17 protein-coding genes are annotated in these 16,913 nt (G+C 67.6%); 8 read left to right on the top strand and 9 right to left on the bottom strand.

Features of this window, described 5'->3' with window-relative positions; all coding sequences use genetic code 11:
* Window positions 1-13 precede the first annotated feature (13 nt).
* Complete coding sequence (locus ACFVVI_RS16425; RefSeq protein WP_387445917.1) at window positions 14-2,392, bottom strand: penicillin-binding protein; 2,379 nt, start codon at window positions 2,390-2,392, stop codon at window positions 14-16.
* A 372-nt stretch (window positions 2,393-2,764) separates the two neighbouring features.
* Here ACFVVI_RS16425 and ACFVVI_RS16420 point away from each other — a divergent pair, with 372 nt between their 5' ends.
* Window positions 2,765-3,088: a WhiB family transcriptional regulator gene (locus tag ACFVVI_RS16420; protein ID WP_056821932.1), complete on the top strand. Its 324-nt coding sequence runs from the start codon at window positions 2,765-2,767 to the stop codon at window positions 3,086-3,088.
* Between the two features lie 113 nt (window positions 3,089-3,201).
* Here the strand turns inward: ACFVVI_RS16420 and ACFVVI_RS16415 are convergent, their stop codons facing one another.
* Window positions 3,202-4,335: an ArsA family ATPase gene (locus ACFVVI_RS16415; protein WP_378994324.1), complete on the bottom strand. Its 1,134-nt coding sequence runs from the start codon at window positions 4,333-4,335 to the stop codon at window positions 3,202-3,204.
* The gene (locus tag ACFVVI_RS16410) at window positions 4,332-5,369 is read right to left on the bottom strand and encodes an ArsA family ATPase (RefSeq protein ID WP_378638725.1); all 1,038 of its coding nucleotides are present in this window, start codon (window positions 5,367-5,369) and stop codon (window positions 4,332-4,334) included. Before ACFVVI_RS16410 ends, ACFVVI_RS16415 begins: the two co-directional genes overlap by 4 nt.
* A gap of 59 nt (window positions 5,370-5,428) precedes the next feature.
* Between ACFVVI_RS16410 and ACFVVI_RS16405 the strand changes: the two genes are divergently transcribed.
* From ACFVVI_RS16405 to ACFVVI_RS16395, 3 genes are read left to right on the top strand one after another with little or no spacing between them, the layout of a single operon-like run.
* Window positions 5,429-5,590 (top strand): DUF4177 domain-containing protein, encoded by a 162-nt coding sequence (locus ACFVVI_RS16405; RefSeq protein ID WP_101464811.1) that lies wholly within the window; start codon window positions 5,429-5,431, stop codon window positions 5,588-5,590.
* Window positions 5,591-5,592: 2 nt separating this feature from the next.
* On the top strand, window positions 5,593-6,054 hold the full coding sequence (locus tag ACFVVI_RS16400; protein ID WP_211300352.1) for a RidA family protein: 462 nt from the start codon (window positions 5,593-5,595) through the stop codon (window positions 6,052-6,054).
* 9 nt (window positions 6,055-6,063) lie between these two features.
* Window positions 6,064-6,858 carry an MBL fold metallo-hydrolase gene (locus ACFVVI_RS16395; protein WP_387445916.1) on the top strand — a complete coding sequence of 265 codons (795 nt, stop codon included), beginning with the start codon at window positions 6,064-6,066 and terminating at the stop codon, window positions 6,856-6,858.
* A gap of 170 nt (window positions 6,859-7,028) precedes the next feature.
* On the opposite strand, the gene ACFVVI_RS16390 is transcribed toward ACFVVI_RS16395, so the two are convergent.
* Together ACFVVI_RS16390 and ACFVVI_RS16385 are read right to left on the bottom strand one after the other, a co-directional pair.
* Complete coding sequence (locus tag ACFVVI_RS16390) at window positions 7,029-7,703, bottom strand: Crp/Fnr family transcriptional regulator (protein WP_040703546.1); 675 nt, start codon at window positions 7,701-7,703, stop codon at window positions 7,029-7,031.
* 134 nt (window positions 7,704-7,837) lie between these two features.
* Window positions 7,838-8,080 carry a hypothetical protein gene (locus tag ACFVVI_RS16385; protein WP_056821920.1) on the bottom strand — a complete coding sequence of 81 codons (243 nt, stop codon included), beginning with the start codon at window positions 8,078-8,080 and terminating at the stop codon, window positions 7,838-7,840.
* A gap of 167 nt (window positions 8,081-8,247) precedes the next feature.
* Between ACFVVI_RS16385 and nth the strand changes: the two genes are divergently transcribed.
* From nth to ACFVVI_RS16365, 4 genes are read left to right on the top strand one after another with little or no spacing between them, the layout of a single operon-like run.
* Window positions 8,248-9,006, top strand: coding sequence for an endonuclease III (nth, locus tag ACFVVI_RS16380; RefSeq protein ID WP_378994498.1), 759 nt, complete (start codon window positions 8,248-8,250; stop codon window positions 9,004-9,006).
* Window positions 9,003-9,647 carry a TlpA family protein disulfide reductase gene (locus tag ACFVVI_RS16375; protein ID WP_378994318.1) on the top strand — a complete coding sequence of 215 codons (645 nt, stop codon included), beginning with the start codon at window positions 9,003-9,005 and terminating at the stop codon, window positions 9,645-9,647. Before nth ends, ACFVVI_RS16375 begins: the two co-directional genes overlap by 4 nt.
* A gap of 40 nt (window positions 9,648-9,687) precedes the next feature.
* Window positions 9,688-10,416, top strand: a complete 729-nt coding sequence (locus tag ACFVVI_RS16370; RefSeq protein WP_378638735.1) for an NUDIX hydrolase — start codon at window positions 9,688-9,690, stop codon at window positions 10,414-10,416.
* Window positions 10,413-11,606, top strand: coding sequence for a MarP family serine protease (locus ACFVVI_RS16365; protein WP_378638738.1), 1,194 nt, complete (start codon window positions 10,413-10,415; stop codon window positions 11,604-11,606). The genes ACFVVI_RS16370 and ACFVVI_RS16365 overlap by 4 nt, the downstream gene beginning before the upstream one ends.
* 36 nt (window positions 11,607-11,642) lie before the next feature.
* On the opposite strand, the gene ACFVVI_RS16360 is transcribed toward ACFVVI_RS16365, so the two are convergent.
* The 4 genes from ACFVVI_RS16360 to acs form a co-directional block, all read right to left on the bottom strand.
* Window positions 11,643-12,647, bottom strand: coding sequence for an alpha/beta fold hydrolase (locus ACFVVI_RS16360; RefSeq protein ID WP_387445915.1), 1,005 nt, complete (start codon window positions 12,645-12,647; stop codon window positions 11,643-11,645).
* 55 nt (window positions 12,648-12,702) lie between these two features.
* Entirely contained in the window at window positions 12,703-13,230 is a 528-nt protein-coding gene (locus tag ACFVVI_RS16355) for a phage holin family protein (RefSeq protein ID WP_378638743.1), read from the bottom strand.
* Window positions 13,227-14,456, bottom strand: a complete 1,230-nt coding sequence (nhaA, locus tag ACFVVI_RS16350; RefSeq protein ID WP_378994314.1) for a Na+/H+ antiporter NhaA — start codon at window positions 14,454-14,456, stop codon at window positions 13,227-13,229. The genes ACFVVI_RS16355 and nhaA overlap by 4 nt, the downstream gene beginning before the upstream one ends.
* A 147-nt stretch (window positions 14,457-14,603) precedes the next feature.
* Window positions 14,604-16,562 (bottom strand): acetate--CoA ligase, encoded by a 1,959-nt coding sequence (gene acs, locus ACFVVI_RS16345; protein WP_387445914.1) that lies wholly within the window; start codon window positions 16,560-16,562, stop codon window positions 14,604-14,606.
* Window positions 16,563-16,913 lie beyond the last annotated feature (351 nt).

The raw sequence follows: 16,913 nt of genomic DNA, 5'->3' as shown, positions 1-16,913 counted from the left end.
CTTTGTCGTCTGACTAGCGCGGCACCGGGATGGGGATCGGTGGCAGGCGCGGAATCTGCGGCAGCCCCGGAATCACCGGTGCCGGCGCGGCGGGCGGGGGAGTCGTCGGCGCGGGCACCCGGACGGTGCCGTCACTGATGTAGATCGTGACCACCGAGCCCGGAATGGCCGAGCCGTTCGGCGAACTGCCCATCACCGTGCCCTTGGCCTGCGAACCGGCGCCCGTCACCGCGGAGACCTGGAAGCCTGCACCGGACAGGATCGAGGTGGCCTCGCCCTGCGACTTGCCCGCCACATCGGGGACCTGGGAGTTGTTCGCGCCGCGGACGTACTTGTCGTCCACCGGCGGCAGGCCCGGCGGCGGGAACCGGTCCATCAACGGCTTGATGGCGTTGAACCAGGTGCGGGCCGGTTCGTTACCACCGAACAGGCCGGACGCATCGCTGGCGCCGCAGTTGCGCAGCGGGAACGAGCAGATCTCGCCGGGGGTCGGGCTGTCGCCGTAGACGTAGACCGACGAAGCCAGCGCGTTGGTGAAGCCGAGGAACGCCGAGGAGCGGTGGCTCTCGGTGGTGCCCGTCTTACCCGACATCGGTGCCGACCACCCGGCCGCGCGCGCGGCGCCCGCGGCGGTACCGCTGACGTCGTCCTTGCTCATCGCGTTGGCGAGGGTGTTGGCCAGACCCGGGTCGACCACCTGCTCACAGGCCTGCTGGGTGAGCGGAACGGTCTTGCCGCTGCGGTCGACGACCTCCTTGATCGGCGAGGGCGGGCACCACTTGCCGCCCGAGCCGAGCGTGGCGGCCACGTTCGTCAGTTCGAGCGGGTTGATCGCGAACGGGCCGAGGGTGAACGAGCCCATGTTGTTGTTCTTGATGTGGTCGGCCAGGCTCGAGTTGCCGTGCCCGGAGGTGCCGGGGTTGGTGTAGGACCGCATGCCCAGGCGCACGGCCATGTCCACCGCGGACGAGACGCCCACGTCCTGGATCATCTTCACGAAGGTGGTGTTGGGCGAGGTCGCCAGCGCGTCGGTCACCGACATCGACCCCGGGTAGTTGCCCGCGTTCTTGACACACCACGAGTCGGCAGGGCAGCCCGGCGAGTTCGAGTAGCCCATGCCCCTGGCGGCGTAGGTGCCGGGGACGTCCACCTGGGCGGCGATGCCGAGGCCCTTCTCCATCGCGGCGGCGGTGGTGAAGAGCTTGAAGATCGAGCCCGCGCCGTCACCGGCCATCGAGTACGGCTGGCCCAGCAGCGTCTCGTTGGCGTCGCGGTTGAGGCCGTACGTGCGGCTCGACGCCATCGCGAGGACGGGGTGCGAATCCTGACCGGGCGCGACCACCGACATCACCTCGGCGATGTTGTCGAGGTCGGGGTTGGCCTGCTCGTTCACCGAACGCTTCACCGATTCCTGCAGCACCGGATCGAGTGTGGTCTTGATCAGGTAGCCGCCCTTGTCGATCTGCTCGCGACTGATCCCGGCCTCGGCCAGGTACTGCAGCGCGTAGTCGCAGAAGAAGCCCTTGTCGTTGGCGGAGATGCACCCGCGCGGCAGGCCCTTGGGTTCGGGCAGCACGCCGAGCGGTTCGGCCTTGGCCTTGCGGAACTCCTCGGCGCGGTGCGGGATGTTCTGGATCAGCGTGTCGAGCACGGTGTTGCGGCGGTCGGTGACGCCGGCCACGTTGGTGTAGGGGTTCAGCTTGGAGCTGGACTGCACCATGCCCGCCAGCATCGCTGACTGGGTGATGCTGAGCTGGGACGCGTCGATACCGAAGTAGGTCTGCGCGGCGTCCTGGATGCCGTAGGAACCGTTACCGAAGGGCACCAGGTTCAGGTAGCGGGTGAGGATCTCGTCCTTGGACAGTTCGCGGTCCAGCGTGAGCGCCATCCGGATCTCGCGCAGCTTGCGCGCCGGTGTCGTCTCGATCGCGGCGCGGCGTTCGGCGTCGGTCTTGGCGACCACGAGCAGGTTGAAGTTCTTCACGTACTGCTGGTCCAGGGTCGACGCGCCCTGCTGCACGGCACCGGAGGAGGTGTTGGTGAGGAACGCGCGCAGCGTGCCCTGCCAGTCCACGCCCTTGTGGTCGGAGAAGCGCTTGTCCTCGATGGACACGATCGCCAGCTTCATGTTGTTGGAGATCTTGTCGCTCGGCACTTCGAAGCGGCGTTGCTCGTAGAGCCACGCCAGCGGCGACCCGTTCGCGTCGACCATCGTCGACACGGCGGGGACCGTGCCCTCCACCAGTTCGGCGGAGACATTGTCGACGGCGTCGGCGGCGCGGTTGGAGATGAATCCGAATCCACCGGCCAAGGGGAACAACAGCCCAGCGACAAGCACGGCGGCCAGCGCGCAGCTGCCGGCCAGCCTCGCGAGCGTTTGAGTGATCGGCACGATCCCAGACTAGAGGGTGGGGTGGTGAGGTTCACGGCTGTGCTGCTCGACGGGGAATGTCCGGGCGGTGCCAGGGGGGTTGCTCGGGCGTGTCAACAAAATGATCACATCGGCGTGTCGCGACCGGCCACGCCGGTGATCAGCACTACTGCGCGGTTCTGGCCCGATTTGAATGGACGCCCGTACCAAAAAATCGGGGGGCGGTCTTGCGTAACCGCCATACCTTTACCTAGATTGAGAACCCAGTGTGATAGAGCTAACACTCAAAGTGGAATGTGGTGCGGGACGCAGCGGTAGTTGGGTTGCTGTGATCCGCGCTCGCGATTCTGGAGCGCCGCACAACGGTGTTCGGACTGCAAAGGGGCACATCAAATGCACATCACAACCCCCATCGCTCGACTGGATGTAGAGCAGGCCGAGGCAAGGATCGCTTGGGTTGCCCAGGCGCGATGCAAGGAAGTGGACCCTGATCAGCTGTTCGTTCGCGGTGCGGCGCAGCGCAAGGCGGCAACGATCTGCCGTCACTGCCCAGTGCTGATGCAGTGTGGTGCCGACGCCCTCGACAATCGCGTCGAGTTCGGTGTGTGGGGCGGGATGACCGAGCGGCAGCGGCGTGCGCTGCTCAAACAGCATCCCGACGTGACGTCGTGGGCTGAATTCTTCAACGCCCAGCGCCAGCACCAGGTAGCTATCTAGCAGACGAGACCGGACCGTTATCACAAACGGCGCCGAGACCGCGTGGTTTGCGGAATCGGCGCCGTTGGTGAGTGTTACCGGATTGTGAGCTATAGCGGATTTGTCTGAATCGATCAGGCCGAAGCCGGGGTACCGGTCAGCTGATCGCCGACGGCGCGCAGTGCTTCGAGATCCGAGACCTCGAAGGGCAGCGCGGTCACCGAGACGATCTTCACCCGCGGGTGCGCACCGGTGAAGCGGTGCAGCAGCCGCCGCTCCCGCGCCGCCGTCGACACCCGATCGGCGTGGATGCGCAGCACCGATGCGGTCAGCGGGTTCGAATCAGCCAGCTGGTCGGCGGCAGTCAGCGCGTGGTCGCCCGACAGCTCCGACAACGCGGGATGGGTCCGGTTCAGCACCAGACCGGCCAGCGGCATCTTCTCGGTCGACAGCCGGTCGACGAAGAACGACGCCTCGCGCAACGCGTCCGGCTCGGGTGCGGCGACCACCAGGAAGTGGGTACCGGGCTTGGACAGCATCGCGAAGGTGCGCTCGGCCCGGTCCTGGAACCCACCGAACAGCGATTCCAGCGATTGCAGGAACGTCGAGGCGTCCTTGAGCATCTGCCCGCCGACAATCGTCGACACCCCGCGCATCGCCAGGCTCATCGCCCCCGTGACGATCCGGCCGACACCGCGTCCCGGCGCCATGATCAACCGGATCATCTTGCCGTTGAGGAAGGTGCCGAGCCGCTTGGGCGCGTCGAGGAAATCGAGCGCGTTGCGAGACGGGGGAGTGTCGACCACGATCAGGTCCCACTCCTTGCGCGCGGCCAACTGGCCGAGCTTCTCCATCGCCATGTACTCCTGCGTGCCGCCGAACGACGACGCCACCGTCTGATAGATCGGGTTGGCGAAGATCTGCTCGGCCTTGTCCGCGCTGGTGTGCTCGAGCACCATGTCGTCGAAGGTGCGGCGCATGTTCAGCATCATCGCGTGCAGTTCACCGGGCACCTCGGGACCCAGCTCCACGCGCTGCGGGGTGTTGTCCAGTTCGGCCACGCCCAGCGACTGCGCCAGCCTGCGCGCCGGGTCGATGGTCAGCACCACCACCTTGCGACCCGATTCGGCCGCTCGCAGCGCGATCGAGGCCGCGGTGGTGGTCTTACCGACGCCGCCGGACCCGCAGCACACGATCACGCGGGCACTCGGGTCGGCGATGATCTGCGAGACATCCAGCGCGGGCGGGGTGGAAACGTGCTCGCTCATCGGACTCCCTGCGCGGATAGCTGTTCGGCCAGTTCGTAGAGGCCACCCAGGTCGATGCCGTCGCCGAGGGCGGGCAGGGACAGCTGGGGGACGTCGATCTGCGCCAGTTCGGCGGCACTCGCGTTCTGCGCGGTCAGCACGATCGCATGGTCGACCGTTTCGGCGATCAGGCCGTCGAAGTCCGATTCGGACAGGGTGATGCCGGCCTTCGCCAGGTCGGCGGCGACCGCGGCGGTGTCGAGTTCGCCCGCCACGGCCGTGTCGCGCTGAGCCGGGGTGAGTTCGGCGGTGGCGGCCCGGTTGACGATCACCGTGCCGATCCGCAGATCGTCGGCGGTGAGCTCGGCGATCGCGTCGGCGGTCTCCTGCACCGGCAGCGCCTCGAGCAGCGTCACCAGGTGGATCATCGTCTGATCGGAATGCAGCAGGTTGGACACGCCCTCGGCCTGCGAGGCGATCGGGCCGCCCTTGGCGATCTCGGCCATGGCCGTGGTGACGTCGAGGAAGCCGGCGATCCGGCCGGTCGGCGGCGCGTCGACGACGATGTCGTCATAGGCGGGCCTGCCGTCCTTGCCGACCCTGACCACACACTCTTTGATCTTGCCGGTGAGGATCACGTCGCGCAGACCGGGCGCGATCGTGGTGACGAACTCGATGGCGCCCATCCGGCGCATCGCCCGCCCCGCGAAGCCGAGGTTGTAGAACATGTCGAGGTACTCGAGGAACGCGTACTCGATGTCCAGAGCCAGTGCCGTCACCTCGCCACCGCCGTCGGCGCTGGCGATATGGGTCTCGGTGGGCGGCAACGGTGGCCGATCGAACAACTGCGCGATGGACTGGCGACTCTCGACCTCGACCAGCAGCACTTTGCGTCCCCCTGCGGCGAGCGCGAGTGCGAGTGCGGCCGAAACGGTCGACTTGCCAGTGCCTCCCTTGCCGGTCACGTAGTGCAAGCGGGCCTTGGCCGCGCGCTGTGGCCATCCGGTCGACGGTTCGGGAACCGACGAAACCGGCTCTGCTGTTGGTGCTCCCACGCCGCCGAGCCTATAACCCGTTTCGCCCAGGCGTTCGGGGTGAGCCCTAAACTCACACCATGAGTGAAGTCACCCTGTGGGAGTACGCGACCGTGCCGCTGTTGACGCACGCGACCAAGCAGATCCTCGACCAGTGGGGGTCCGACGGCTGGGAGCTGGTCTCGGTGCTGCCCGGACCGACCGGCGAACAGCACGTCGCCTACCTGAAGCGGCAGAAGTAGCCGTGGCCACCGCGTGGAAGGACGCGCTCGACCGGCTCGGTGTCACGCTGCCGCCGGTCGCCGCTCCTGTCGCGGCCTACATTCCCGCCGTGCGCACCGGTTCGCTGGTGTACACCTCCGGCCAGCTGCCCTTCGTCGACGGTGAATTGTCGGCGGTCGGCAAGGTCGGGGCGGAGGTGGATGTGGAGCAGGCCAAGGAGGCCGCCCGGCTGTGCGCGTTGAACGCGCTCGCGGCCGTGCACGACCTGGTCGGGCTCGACCAGGTGGTGCGGATCGTGAAGGTCGTCGGATTCGTCGCCTCGGCGCCCGGATTCAGCGATCAGCCGATCGTGATCAACGGTGCGTCGGAGTTCCTCGGTGAGGTGTTCGGCGAGGCGGGCGTGCACGCGCGCTCGGCCGTCGGCGTCTCGGAACTGCCCAAGAACACGCCCGTCGAGGTGGAATTGATCGTCGAGGTCGGATAGGCAGCCGTCATGGCACTGGAACATCCCGCGTACAGCCAGGTCAGGCCGGTCACTGCGACGGCATCGGTACTACTGGCCGACAACCCCAATCAAATGACGCTCGACGGCACCAACACCTGGCTGCTGCGTGGCCTGGACAGCGATTCCTACGTGGTCGTCGATCCGGGACCGAAGGACAAGAAACACACCGCCGACATCGTCGAGGCCACCGGCGGCCGGATCGCGTTGACGCTGATCACCCATCACCACCACGATCACACCGGCGGCATCGATCACCTGGTGAAAGCCACCGGGACGCCGGTGCGATCGGTGGACCCGGCGTATCTGCGTGGCGCGGTCGTGCCGCTGGTGGACGGCGAGGTGATCGAGGCCGCCGGCCTGCGGATCACGGTGCTCGGTACGCCGGGACACACCACCGATTCGGTGAGCCTGCTGCTCGACGACGCGGTGCTCACCGGTGACACGGTCCTCGGCCGCGGCACCACGGTGCTCGAATCCGCGCCGGGCGCGCTGGCGAACTTCCTCGCGTCGCTGGAAAAGCTGCGTGAGCTGGGCGCGGGTAAGGCATTGCTGCCCGCGCACGGGCCCGACCACCCCGATGCTGCGCCGGTGGCGCAGTACTACCTCGACCACCGGCGTGAGCGGCTCGACCAGGTGCGGGCCGCGCTGGTCGAACTGGGTCCCGGCGCGGGCGCTCTCGCGGTGGTCCGCAAGGTGTACGCCGACGTGGACAAACGGCTGTGGCCCGCCGCGCGCAGTTCCGTGCAGGCACAGCTGGAATACCTGCGGGCCGAACAGAACTGAACACCGGTCGATCGCCGACGCGCTTGCCGTGTCGGCGATCGACCGGTGTCAGGCAGACAACGGCCGATGTCCCGGCACAACGAAACCGCGGTGGTGTGGACGAGGCCCTCTCCTCGTGAGCCCACACGCATCAACGGTCCCGTCATACCGGGACGGCAGGTGTTCGAACGTCAGCGAGCGCGACGTGCCAGACGCTCGGAATCCGAGATCAGCACGCTCTTGCCCTCGAGGCGCAGCCATCCGCGATGAGCGAAGTCGGCGAGCGCCTTGTTGACGGTTTCCCGGGAAGCACCGACCAGCTGGGCGATCTCTTCCTGGGTCAGGTCGTGGGTCACGCGCAGCGCGCCCGCTTCCTGGGTGCCGAAGCGCTGTGCGAGCTGCAGCAGCGCTTTGGCGACGCGACCTGGCACGTCGGTGAAGATCAGGTCGGCGAGGTTGTTGTTGGTGCGGCGAAGGCGTCGTGCCAGCACGCGCAGCAGCTGCTCAGCGATCTCAGGGCGCTGATCGATCCACGACTTGAGTGCGTCGCGGTCCATCGTCACGGCGCGGACCTCGGTGACCGTGGTTGCGGTCGAGGTACGTGGGCCCGGGTCGAAGATCGACAGTTCACCGAACATGTCGGACGGACCCATGATGGTCAGCAGGTTTTCCCTGCCGTCCGGGGACCGCCGGCCGATCTTCACCTTGCCCGTCGTGATGATGTACAGCCGATCGCCGGGTTCGCCCTCGTTGAAGATGACGTGGCCGCGCGGAAAATCTACGGGCTGCAGCTGCTTGGCGAGCGCGGCCACCGCGGTGGGCTCGACGCCTTGGAAGATGCCTGCTCTGGCGAGGGCCTCGTCCACGAATGTGCTCCTTATGGGATATGGCTTGCGAACCTGGTCGAGCGAATCGACCAACCGCGCAGTCTACGCGGCATTCCGGCACCGCAGTGACAGACACCACGTAAAGAGTGGATTGCGCGTTGAGAATCGATCGTTTAGCTCGCCCGTGCGACATCCAATTCGGAGGTACGGGAACGGCGCTTGCGCACGCGCGCCACGGCGGCGGGCAGGCCGAGCTTCGTCAGCTCTTTCACTTCGGCGTTGCTGGCGTTGTCCAGGTACTGCTGAACCTCTTCGTCGGGTTCGAGAAGCTTTCGGAGCCGATTCTCGACCCGCTCCATCCCCAGCGCGAACAGCATCAACAGCACTGGGAAGAGCACCACAGCGAGTCCTTGCATGACTGGCAGTAAACACGGTCCAGGTCTCAGATGGAACACAGCGGGCAAACTGGCCGGGCAATGTTGTCGTAGTGGTTCCGTATGGTGAAGCGGTGCCCGTTTCCCCTGCCCCCGCCGCCGCCGGCGATGCCGATCCGGCAGCGGATTCGGCCGCCGTACCCACCGGCATCTCGGCCGCTCGCAAACGCAAGAACCGTGCGATAGCTGCGGAAACGCGGATCGGACTGGTCCGGCGCGCCCGCCGGATGAACCGCACGCTCGCCGCGGCGTTCCCCGACGCGCACTGCGAGCTCGACTTCACCACTCCGCTGGAACTGGCTGTCGCGACGATCCTGTCCGCCCAGTGCACCGACGTCCGGGTGAACCTCACCACTCCCGCCCTGTTCGCGAAGTACCGCAGTGCCTACGACTACGCGCAGGCCAACCGGGTGGAGCTGGAGGAATACATCAGGCCCACCGGCTTCTACCGGAACAAGACCAGTTCGCTGATCGGCCTCGGCCAGGCGCTGGTCGAAAAATACGACGGTGAATTGCCTCACACTCTGGACGAATTGGTGAAATTGCCCGGGATCGGGCGCAAGACGGCCAACGTCATCCTCGGCAACGCGTTCGATGTGCCCGGTATCACCGTCGACACCCATTTCGGCCGGTTGGTGCGTCGCTGGAAGTGGACCGACGAGGAGGATCCGGTCAAGGTCGAGCACGCGGTCGGCGCGCTGTTCGAGCGCAAGGACTGGACGATGCTCTCGCACCGGGTGATCTTCGAGGGGCGTCGGGTGTGCCATGCGCGCAAGCCGGCCTGCGGCGCGTGCATGCTCGCCGGCGACTGCCCGTCGTTCGGGCTCGGCCCCACCGACCCGGCGGTGGCCGCGGAGTTGGTGAAGGGCCCGGAGCGCGATCACCTGCTGAACATGGTCGGCCTGTGAGCGAAGCCTCGCTGCTACGGCGGCCCGCTGTGCGCTGGGTGCTCGCCGCGGTGATCCTGGTGGTCGCCGCCACGGTGGCGCTGTGGCCGCGTGAGGGTTCGCAGACCACCGGCGTCGTTGCGCAGACATCGCAACAGACATCGGGCGTGTCGGCCGAGGAACGAGCGGCGGCGGGGTCCCAACCCTGCCCGTCGCCCGCGTCCGCGTCCGCGTCGGGGCCGCTGGCCGGTCTCCAGGTGAGCTGTCTGGCGGACGGCACGCCCGTCGATCTCGCCGCGGCGCTCGCCGGAAAGCCCGCGCTGCTCAACCTGTGGGCCTACTGGTGTGGACCCTGCGCCACCGAGTTGCCGCATCTACAGGAGTTCGCGCAGCGGGCGGGCTCGGCACTCACGGTCATGACCGTGCACAGCGATCCCGACGAGGCGAAGGCACTGTCTCGGCTGACCGGGCTCGGCATCACCCTGCCCGGCGTCGAGGATCCGCAGGCCGCCGTGCGCAGTGCGGTCGGTGCGCCCGCGGTGCTGCCCGTCTCGGTGCTCGTGCGGGCCGACGGCACCATCGCGAGCGTGGAGGTGCGTACGTTTGCCGACGTGGCCGACATCGCGGATACGGTATCCGCGAAGCTCGGGGTCACGGTATGACAGAGGACGTAACAGTGGCGTGTGGATCGAAGGCGATGGCGTGAACGATGTAGCGAGGCTCGACGATTCCGGCGTTCCCTCGTGGTTGCGCACCGCGATCAGATCCGGCGGCCCCGACGCCGACGACACGCTCGCTACTTCCCGCGCCCTGCGCCGGGCCATGTCGATCACCGGCAGGCCACGCCAGGCCGCTGTCCTCGTGCTGTTCGGCGGCTCGCCCGACGCCGATGAGTCGGTGCCAGGGGGCCTGCCCGCCGACGCCGACGTCCTGCTCACTCAGCGTGCCTCGACCATGCGCCAGCACCGCGGCCAGATCGCGTTCCCCGGCGGCGCCGAGGATCCCGGCGACGACGGCCCGGTCGGCACCGCCCTGCGCGAAGCCGCGGAGGAGACCGGACTCGACCCGGCCGGTGTCCAGCCGTTCGCGCTGCTGCCGAAACTGTTCGTTCCGCCGTCGAAATTCGACGTGACCCCGGTGCTCGGCTACTGGCGAGCACCCAGCGCGGTCCGCGTCGTCGATCAGGGCGAAACCGAGCGTGTCGTGCGTGTGCCGCTCACCGAATTGCTCGATCCGGCACACAGATTCATGGTGCGTGGCAGTCTCGGCTACCAGAGCCCCGCGTTCCAGGTCGACGGCATGCTGGTGTGGGGACTCACCGGCGGTATTCTCGCCGGCATCATCAAATCCGCTGGCTGGGAACGAAACTGGGATCGGGGCGACGTGCGTGACCTGGAGAGCTCGCTGGCTGCGGTCGGAATGACCCTGTGACCGCCTCGGTATGGCTCGACATCGCGGTGGTACTGATCGCGCTGGTCGCGGCGTCCACCGGCTGGCGGCAGGGCGCGGTGGCGTCGGCGCTGGCGTTCTTCGGCGTCGCGCTGGGCGCGGTCGCGGGCATTCTGATCGCACCGCACATCCTCAAGCACCTCAGTGAGGGTCGCAGCCGGGTACTCGGCGGCATCCTGCTGATCGTGCTGCTGGTGATCGTCGGTGAGGTGGCGGGCATGGTGCTCGGCCGGGCCGCGCGCACCAGCATCCGCCAACCGGTCGCCCGCAGCGTGGACAGTGTTGTCGGTGCGGTGTTGCAGGCGGTGACCGTGCTGGTCGCGGCCTGGCTGCTCGCGTTGCCGCTGGCCACCGCGTCCCAGCCCGCTGTCGCCGCCGCGATCAACGGGTCGAAGGTGCTCGCCGACGTCAATTCGGTCGCGCCGGACTGGTTGCGCAAGGTTCCCAACGAATTCTCCAAGCTGCTCGACACGTCGGGCTTGCCCGATGTGATCGGCCCGTTCGGCCGAGCGCCGATCGCCGCCGTCGAACCGCCGGATCCCTCGGTGCTGGCCAGCCCGGTTGCGGCGTCGCTGCAGCAGAGCGTGCTGCGCATCCGCGGCACCGCACCCAGTTGCCAGCGGGCGCTCGAAGGTTCCGGCTTCATCGTCGCGCCGGAACGCGTGATGACCAACGCGCACGTCGTCGCGGGCACCAACACGGTGTCGGTCGACACGGCCCGTGGTGCGCTAGACGCCACCGTGGTCCTGTTCGACCCGTCCAAGGACATCGCGGTCCTCGCCGTCCCCGGTCTGACCGCCCCCGTGCTGCCCCAGGCCCCTGAGCCCGCGAGTTCGGGCGAGAGCGCGATCGTGCTCGGTTACCCCGGTGGCGGCCCGTACACCGCCAGCGCGGCCCGTGTCCGCGAGACCCTCGACCTCACCGGCCCGACCATCCACCGCGACGGCACCGTCGAGCGTGAGGTCTACACGGTGCGCGGTCAGGTCCGCGCGGGTAACTCCGGCGGCCCGCTGGTCGACGCCGAGGGCCAGCTCCTCGGCGTGGTCTTCGGCGCGGCGGTCACCGACGACGACACCGGCTACGTCCTCACCTTGCACGAGGTCGCGTCCGAACTGGCCGCAGCCGCCCCGAGCAGCACCCCCGTCAACACGGGCGCCTGCGTACTGAGCTGATCACAGACCCATCTCGAGCGCGCCGGCGCTCCGAAACTACGGCGAAACCAAGTCGTCGTGCGGCGGCGACCCGTTCACACCGTTCTGCTCGCGCCAGTGCGCGGTCAGCGCCTCGTTGACCCGGCTGGGGTTCTCCTGATGGGCGTAGTGCCCCGCACGCGGAATCGAGACCAGCGTCCGATGGGGTGATAACGACTCCCCGCGCCGGAACGTGGCGTCGAGCAGATACGAGTCGTGCTCGCCGCGCAGCATCAGCACCGGGATGTCGATCGGGGTGCGCATCGTGGCCATGAACCGCTTACCGTCCGGTCGCCACTGACTGCGAAACGCCCAGCGCTGATACTCCAGCGCACTGTGCGCGGCCCCCGGTATCCGGATGGCATGCCGCATCCGCGACGCGGTCTCGACGAATTCCGCACTGCGCGACCAGGATTCACCGACCCGATCGTGCAGCAGGCGCTCCACCTCGGCGCCACCACGTCGGGTGAGCAGGTTTTCGGGATAGCGCGGCAGCTGATACCGCAGGAAATCGGGCAGCCAGGTCGCCCGTTGGGCCGGATCGCGCAGCACGGCGCTCTTGAGCGCGGCGGGATGCGGCGAGCTGACCAGCGCGATCGAGCGGACCAGTCGCGGATGCAGCACCGCGGTGGCCCAGCAGACCAGTCCGCCTTCGGCGTGGCCGACGAGCGTGGCCTCGGTGTGCCCGAGCGCCCGGACCAGGCCGGCGATGTCGCCTGCGAGGGTCCAGCCGTCGTAGCCACGCGGTGGTTTGTCGGTATCGCCGTAGCCGCGCAGGTCGACGGCGACGGTGCGATACCCGTGGCCGGCCAGCGCGGTCAGCTGATGCCGCCACGACCACCAGAAATCGGCGAAACCGTGCAGCAGCAGCACCAGGGGCGCCTCGGGGCGGTCCGCACCGTCGGTTTCGGCGACGTCTGCTTCGACGACGTGGAAGCGGATTCCGTTGGCGTGCACGTCCCGGTGGGTCCACGGTCCGTCGAAACGGACGCTGGAGGGATCCGGGAATGAATTGGACGACACGCCGATCGAGCCTAGTGGGCGGGTCCGGCTGTTGCGACCGGGCCCGCCCGGCGCGTCATCGGTTGCTCGACTTCTCCAGCGACGTGGCGCCCGCACCACTGGATCCGATGGCCGCGTGCGCGTCGGCCGCGTCGCGGTGGGTGAACGCGGCGGGCAGCACCTCGGCGGCCTGCTTGAGCGAACCGATCGTCTTCTCCGGCGCGCGCACCTTCCGTACCTTGAGCCAGCCGAGCAAGGCCAGCAGGACAGTGGTGAGCACCATCAGCAGGAACACGATCAGGAACGCGGCCCAGCGCCACAGCCACATGTCGAGCAGCTCGGCGAGGAAGAAGAAGAAAAAGAACGAGCTGAACAGCAGCACTGTCAGCGCGAGGATGAAGAAGACGCTGCCGGTGAGGCCCTTCTTGATCTCACCGGTGACCTCGGCCTTGGCCAGCGCCACCTCGGCGCGCACCAGTGTCGACATCTGCTCGGTGGCATCGCGCACGAGGCTGCCGATGCTCGCCGATCCGGGCGGATTGGCGTCGGTCAACGGGATCGAAGTGACCGTCCGACCGTCATTTCCGCCTTGGGTGTAACTCACTTCGTCGACCCTTCTCCCTGTGGTAACTGGTCTGCATCGCGGCGCGCCTGGTGCACACGTCCTCGGCGCAACAGTAGCGCCGATCCGATCAGCGATGCTGCCATCGAGGTCACCAGAACGGCGGCCTTGGCAAGATCGATGGCATCGTCGCCGACGTCGGCGAGCGCGAGTTCCGCCACGAGAAGGCTAACGGTGAACCCGATCGCGCCGAGTACCGACAGGGCGAACATGTCGCGATACTCCAGTCCGGCTGGGCGTTTCGCCCAGCCGAGTTTGATAACGACCCAGCTCACACCGAAGATTCCGATGGTTTTGCCGAGCAAGAGCCCGAGGATGATCGCCAGCGCGAGCCGGTCGGTGAACAGTGATCCGAACACTGCGCCGTCGAGCGGCACACCGGAGGCGAACAGCGCGAACACCGGTACGCAGAAGCCGGCCGAGATCGGTTGCACCACATGCTCGAGGTGCGTCGCGGGCGCGATCTTCTCGCCGGGATCCTTGCGGACCCTGGTGAGCAACCCGAGTGCGACGCCGGCCAGCGTCGGATGGATGCCCGCCTCGTGCAGCGCGTACCAGCACACGAGCGCGACCGGAATATAGAACAGCGGCGTGTGCAGGCGCAGCTTCTGGGCCAGTGCCCACACCCCGCAGCAGGCGAAGGCGGCGGCCAGCCACAGCAACGACAGCGAGGCGGTGAACAGCACCGCGATGAGAACGATGGCGAGCAGATCGTCGACCACGGCCAGGCTCAGCAGGAACACCCGCGCACTGGTGGGGATCCGCGAACCGGTCATCGCCAGGATCGCGAGCGCGAAGGCGATATCGGTGGCGACGGGAATGGCCCAGCCCTTGTCCATGCCGGGTACGCCGTGGCCCACCACCAGCGCGATCACGGCCGGGGTGATCACACCGCCCACCGCGGCGACGACCGGCAGCGCGGCCCGCTTCGGGTCGCGTAGCTCGCCGACGGCGAACTCGCGTTTGAGCTCGAGCCCGGCCACGAAGAAGAAGATCGCGAGCAGACCGTCTTTGGACCAGTCGGCCAGGGTGAGGTCGAGGTGCAGTGCGGGAATGTCGAGGTGGGTGTCGATCATCGTCTGGTAGCTCGCGCCCCACGGCGAGTTCACCCAGATCAGGGCCACCGCGGCGGCCACGAGCAGCAGCGCACCGCCGACGGTTTCGGTGCGGAGATAGCGGGTGAGCTCGGAGCGGACGCGCGTGATCAAGGGCAAGCCTTCCGGCAGAGGTCGACGGAACTGCGGGCGCTCATCGACTCGGATTCACGACCGCATGCCGACCAGACTTCCCGGCACACCTTTACTCGATCCTAACGGACCCGGCCGGTGACATCTGAGGTCACCGGCCGGTGCGCGTCAGTTGCTCCCGGTGCGAATGGCCTCGAAAACGCCCGGATCGACCAGCGTGGAGGTGTCGCCGAGCTCGCGCCCTTCGGCGACATCGCGCAGCAGCCTGCGCATGATCTTGCCGCTGCGGGTCTTGGGCAGTTCCGGCACGATATGGATTTCGCGTGGCCGCGCGATCGGGCTGATCTCCTTGGACACCTGCGCCTTCAGCTCGGCGACCAGTTCGGGCCCCGCCGACGCCGCGGCCTCGCCGGTGAGGATCGTGAACGCGACGATCCCCTGCCCGGTGGTCGCGTCGGTGGCGCCGACCACCGCCGCCTCGGCGACGGCTGGATGCCCCACCAGCGCGGACTCGACCTCGGCGGTGGAGATGCGGTGTCCGGAGACGTTCATGACGTCGTCGACCCGGCCGAGCACCCACAGGTCGCCGTCGGCGTCGAGCTTGGCGCCGTCGCCCGCGAAGTACCATCCCTGCTCGGCGTAGCGCTCCCAGTAGGTGGCGCGGTAGCGATCCATATCGCCCCAGATGCCGCGCAGCATCGACGGCCACGGCTTGTCCAGCACGAGGTACCCGTTGGCCTCGGTTTCGCCGAGCTGCACCGGTTTGCCCTCTTCGTCGACGACCGTCGCGGAGATGCCGGGCAGCGGGCCCATCGCGGCGCCCGGTTTGGCCGCGGTGACGCCGGGCAGTGGCGCGATCATGATGGCGCCGGTCTCGGTCTGCCACCAGGTGTCGACGATGGGAGTCTTGTTCGCGCCGAAGACTTCCCGGTACCAGCGCCAGGCTTCGGGGTTGATGGGTTCGCCGACGGAGCCGAGCAGTCGCAGGGTGCTCAGGTCGTGGGCGTCGGGGATCTCCCGACCCCATTTCATGAAGGTGCGGATCAGGGTGGGTGCGGTGTAGTAGGTGGTGACGCCGTACTTCTCGATGATCTGGAAGTGGCGGTGTTCGTCGGGGGAGTTGGGGGTGCCTTCGTAGACGACCTGGGTGGCGCGGTTGGCGAGGGGGCCGTAGACGATGTAGCTGTGTCCGGTGACCCAGCCGATGTCGGCGGTGCACCAGTAGACGTCGTCTCCGGCTTTGTGGTCGAAGACGTTGTGGTGGGTGTAGGCGGTTTGGGTGAGGTATCCGCCGGTGGTGTGCAGGATGCCCTTGGGTTTTCCGGTGGTGCCGGAGGTGTAGAGGATGAACAGCGGGTGCTCGGCGGGGAAGGGCTGCGCATCGTGGGAAGGTGAAGCGACGGCGACGGTTTCGTGCCACCACAGATCGCGACCGTCGGTCCACGGCACCTCCGTGCCGACCCGGCGCACCACGAGCACGTGCTCCACCGACGACGGCACGTCGCCCTTGGCGGCCAGCGCCTCGTCGACGGCCTCCTTGAGCGGTGCGGGCTTGCCGCGCCGCCACTGTCCGTCGGTGGTGATGATCAGTCGGGCCTCGGCGTCGTCGACCCGCTGGCGCAGCGCGCTCGGCGAGAAGCCCGCGAACACCACCGAGTGCGTGAGTCCCAGCCGCGCGCACGCCAGCATCGACACGATCGCCTCGGGCACCATCGGCATGTAGATCGCGACGCGATCGCCTGCCTCCAGTCCGAGCTCGGTCAGATAGTTCGCCGCTCGCGAGACCTCCTCCAGCAGTTCGCGGTAGGTGATGTCGCGCGAGTCGCCGGGTTCGCCTTCCCAGTGGATAGCGACCTGGTCGCCGTGTCCGTCGATGACGTGGCGGTCGACGCAGTTGTAGGCGACGTTGAGCTCGCCGTCGCCGAACCAGCGCGCGACCGGCGCGTCGGTCCAGTCGAGTACTTCGGTGAAAGGTTTGTGCCAGTGCAGCCGGTTGGCCTGTTCGGCCCAGAAGCCGTCGCGGTCGGTCTCGCCACGGTCGTAGAGCGTGGCGTCCGCGTTGGCGGCGGCGGCGAATTCCGCACTGGGCGGAAACGAGTCCTGGTGTCCTGCAGCAGTTTCGGTCACGTCGATTCAGCCTCACATGCCTGGTGCGGTCGGGTCGGTCGCCGGGGTGCGGCCCAGCTGTCTAGACAGTAGCCAACTGACCCGCGACGGCGTGTCCCGTTGTCGTGACGATGTTTCGCGGCGGTCAATAGGGCTAGTTCATCCGATGACTTCGCCGGACAGACCGGACGGTCGCGAGCTATCGTTTTTACTCAACGGTTCAGCTGAGCGTTCCCGATATTTGTTCATATTTTTCTGCCGAGAGCGAGGGGCTCGGCAATTTTTCCTGCGTTTCCAGCGAGTAACCGTACTGATACATGTGAACTGAAAATGGCTCGGATCGCTGAAAAATCCAGCCGGAGCCGCTAACCT

Origin of the sequence: Nocardia sp. NPDC058114, from assembly GCF_042884695.1 — a bacterium.
In the GTDB taxonomy this organism is placed as follows: Bacteria; Actinomycetota; Actinomycetes; order Mycobacteriales; family Mycobacteriaceae; genus Nocardia.
This window is presented reverse-complemented; position numbering and strand designations above follow the sequence as displayed.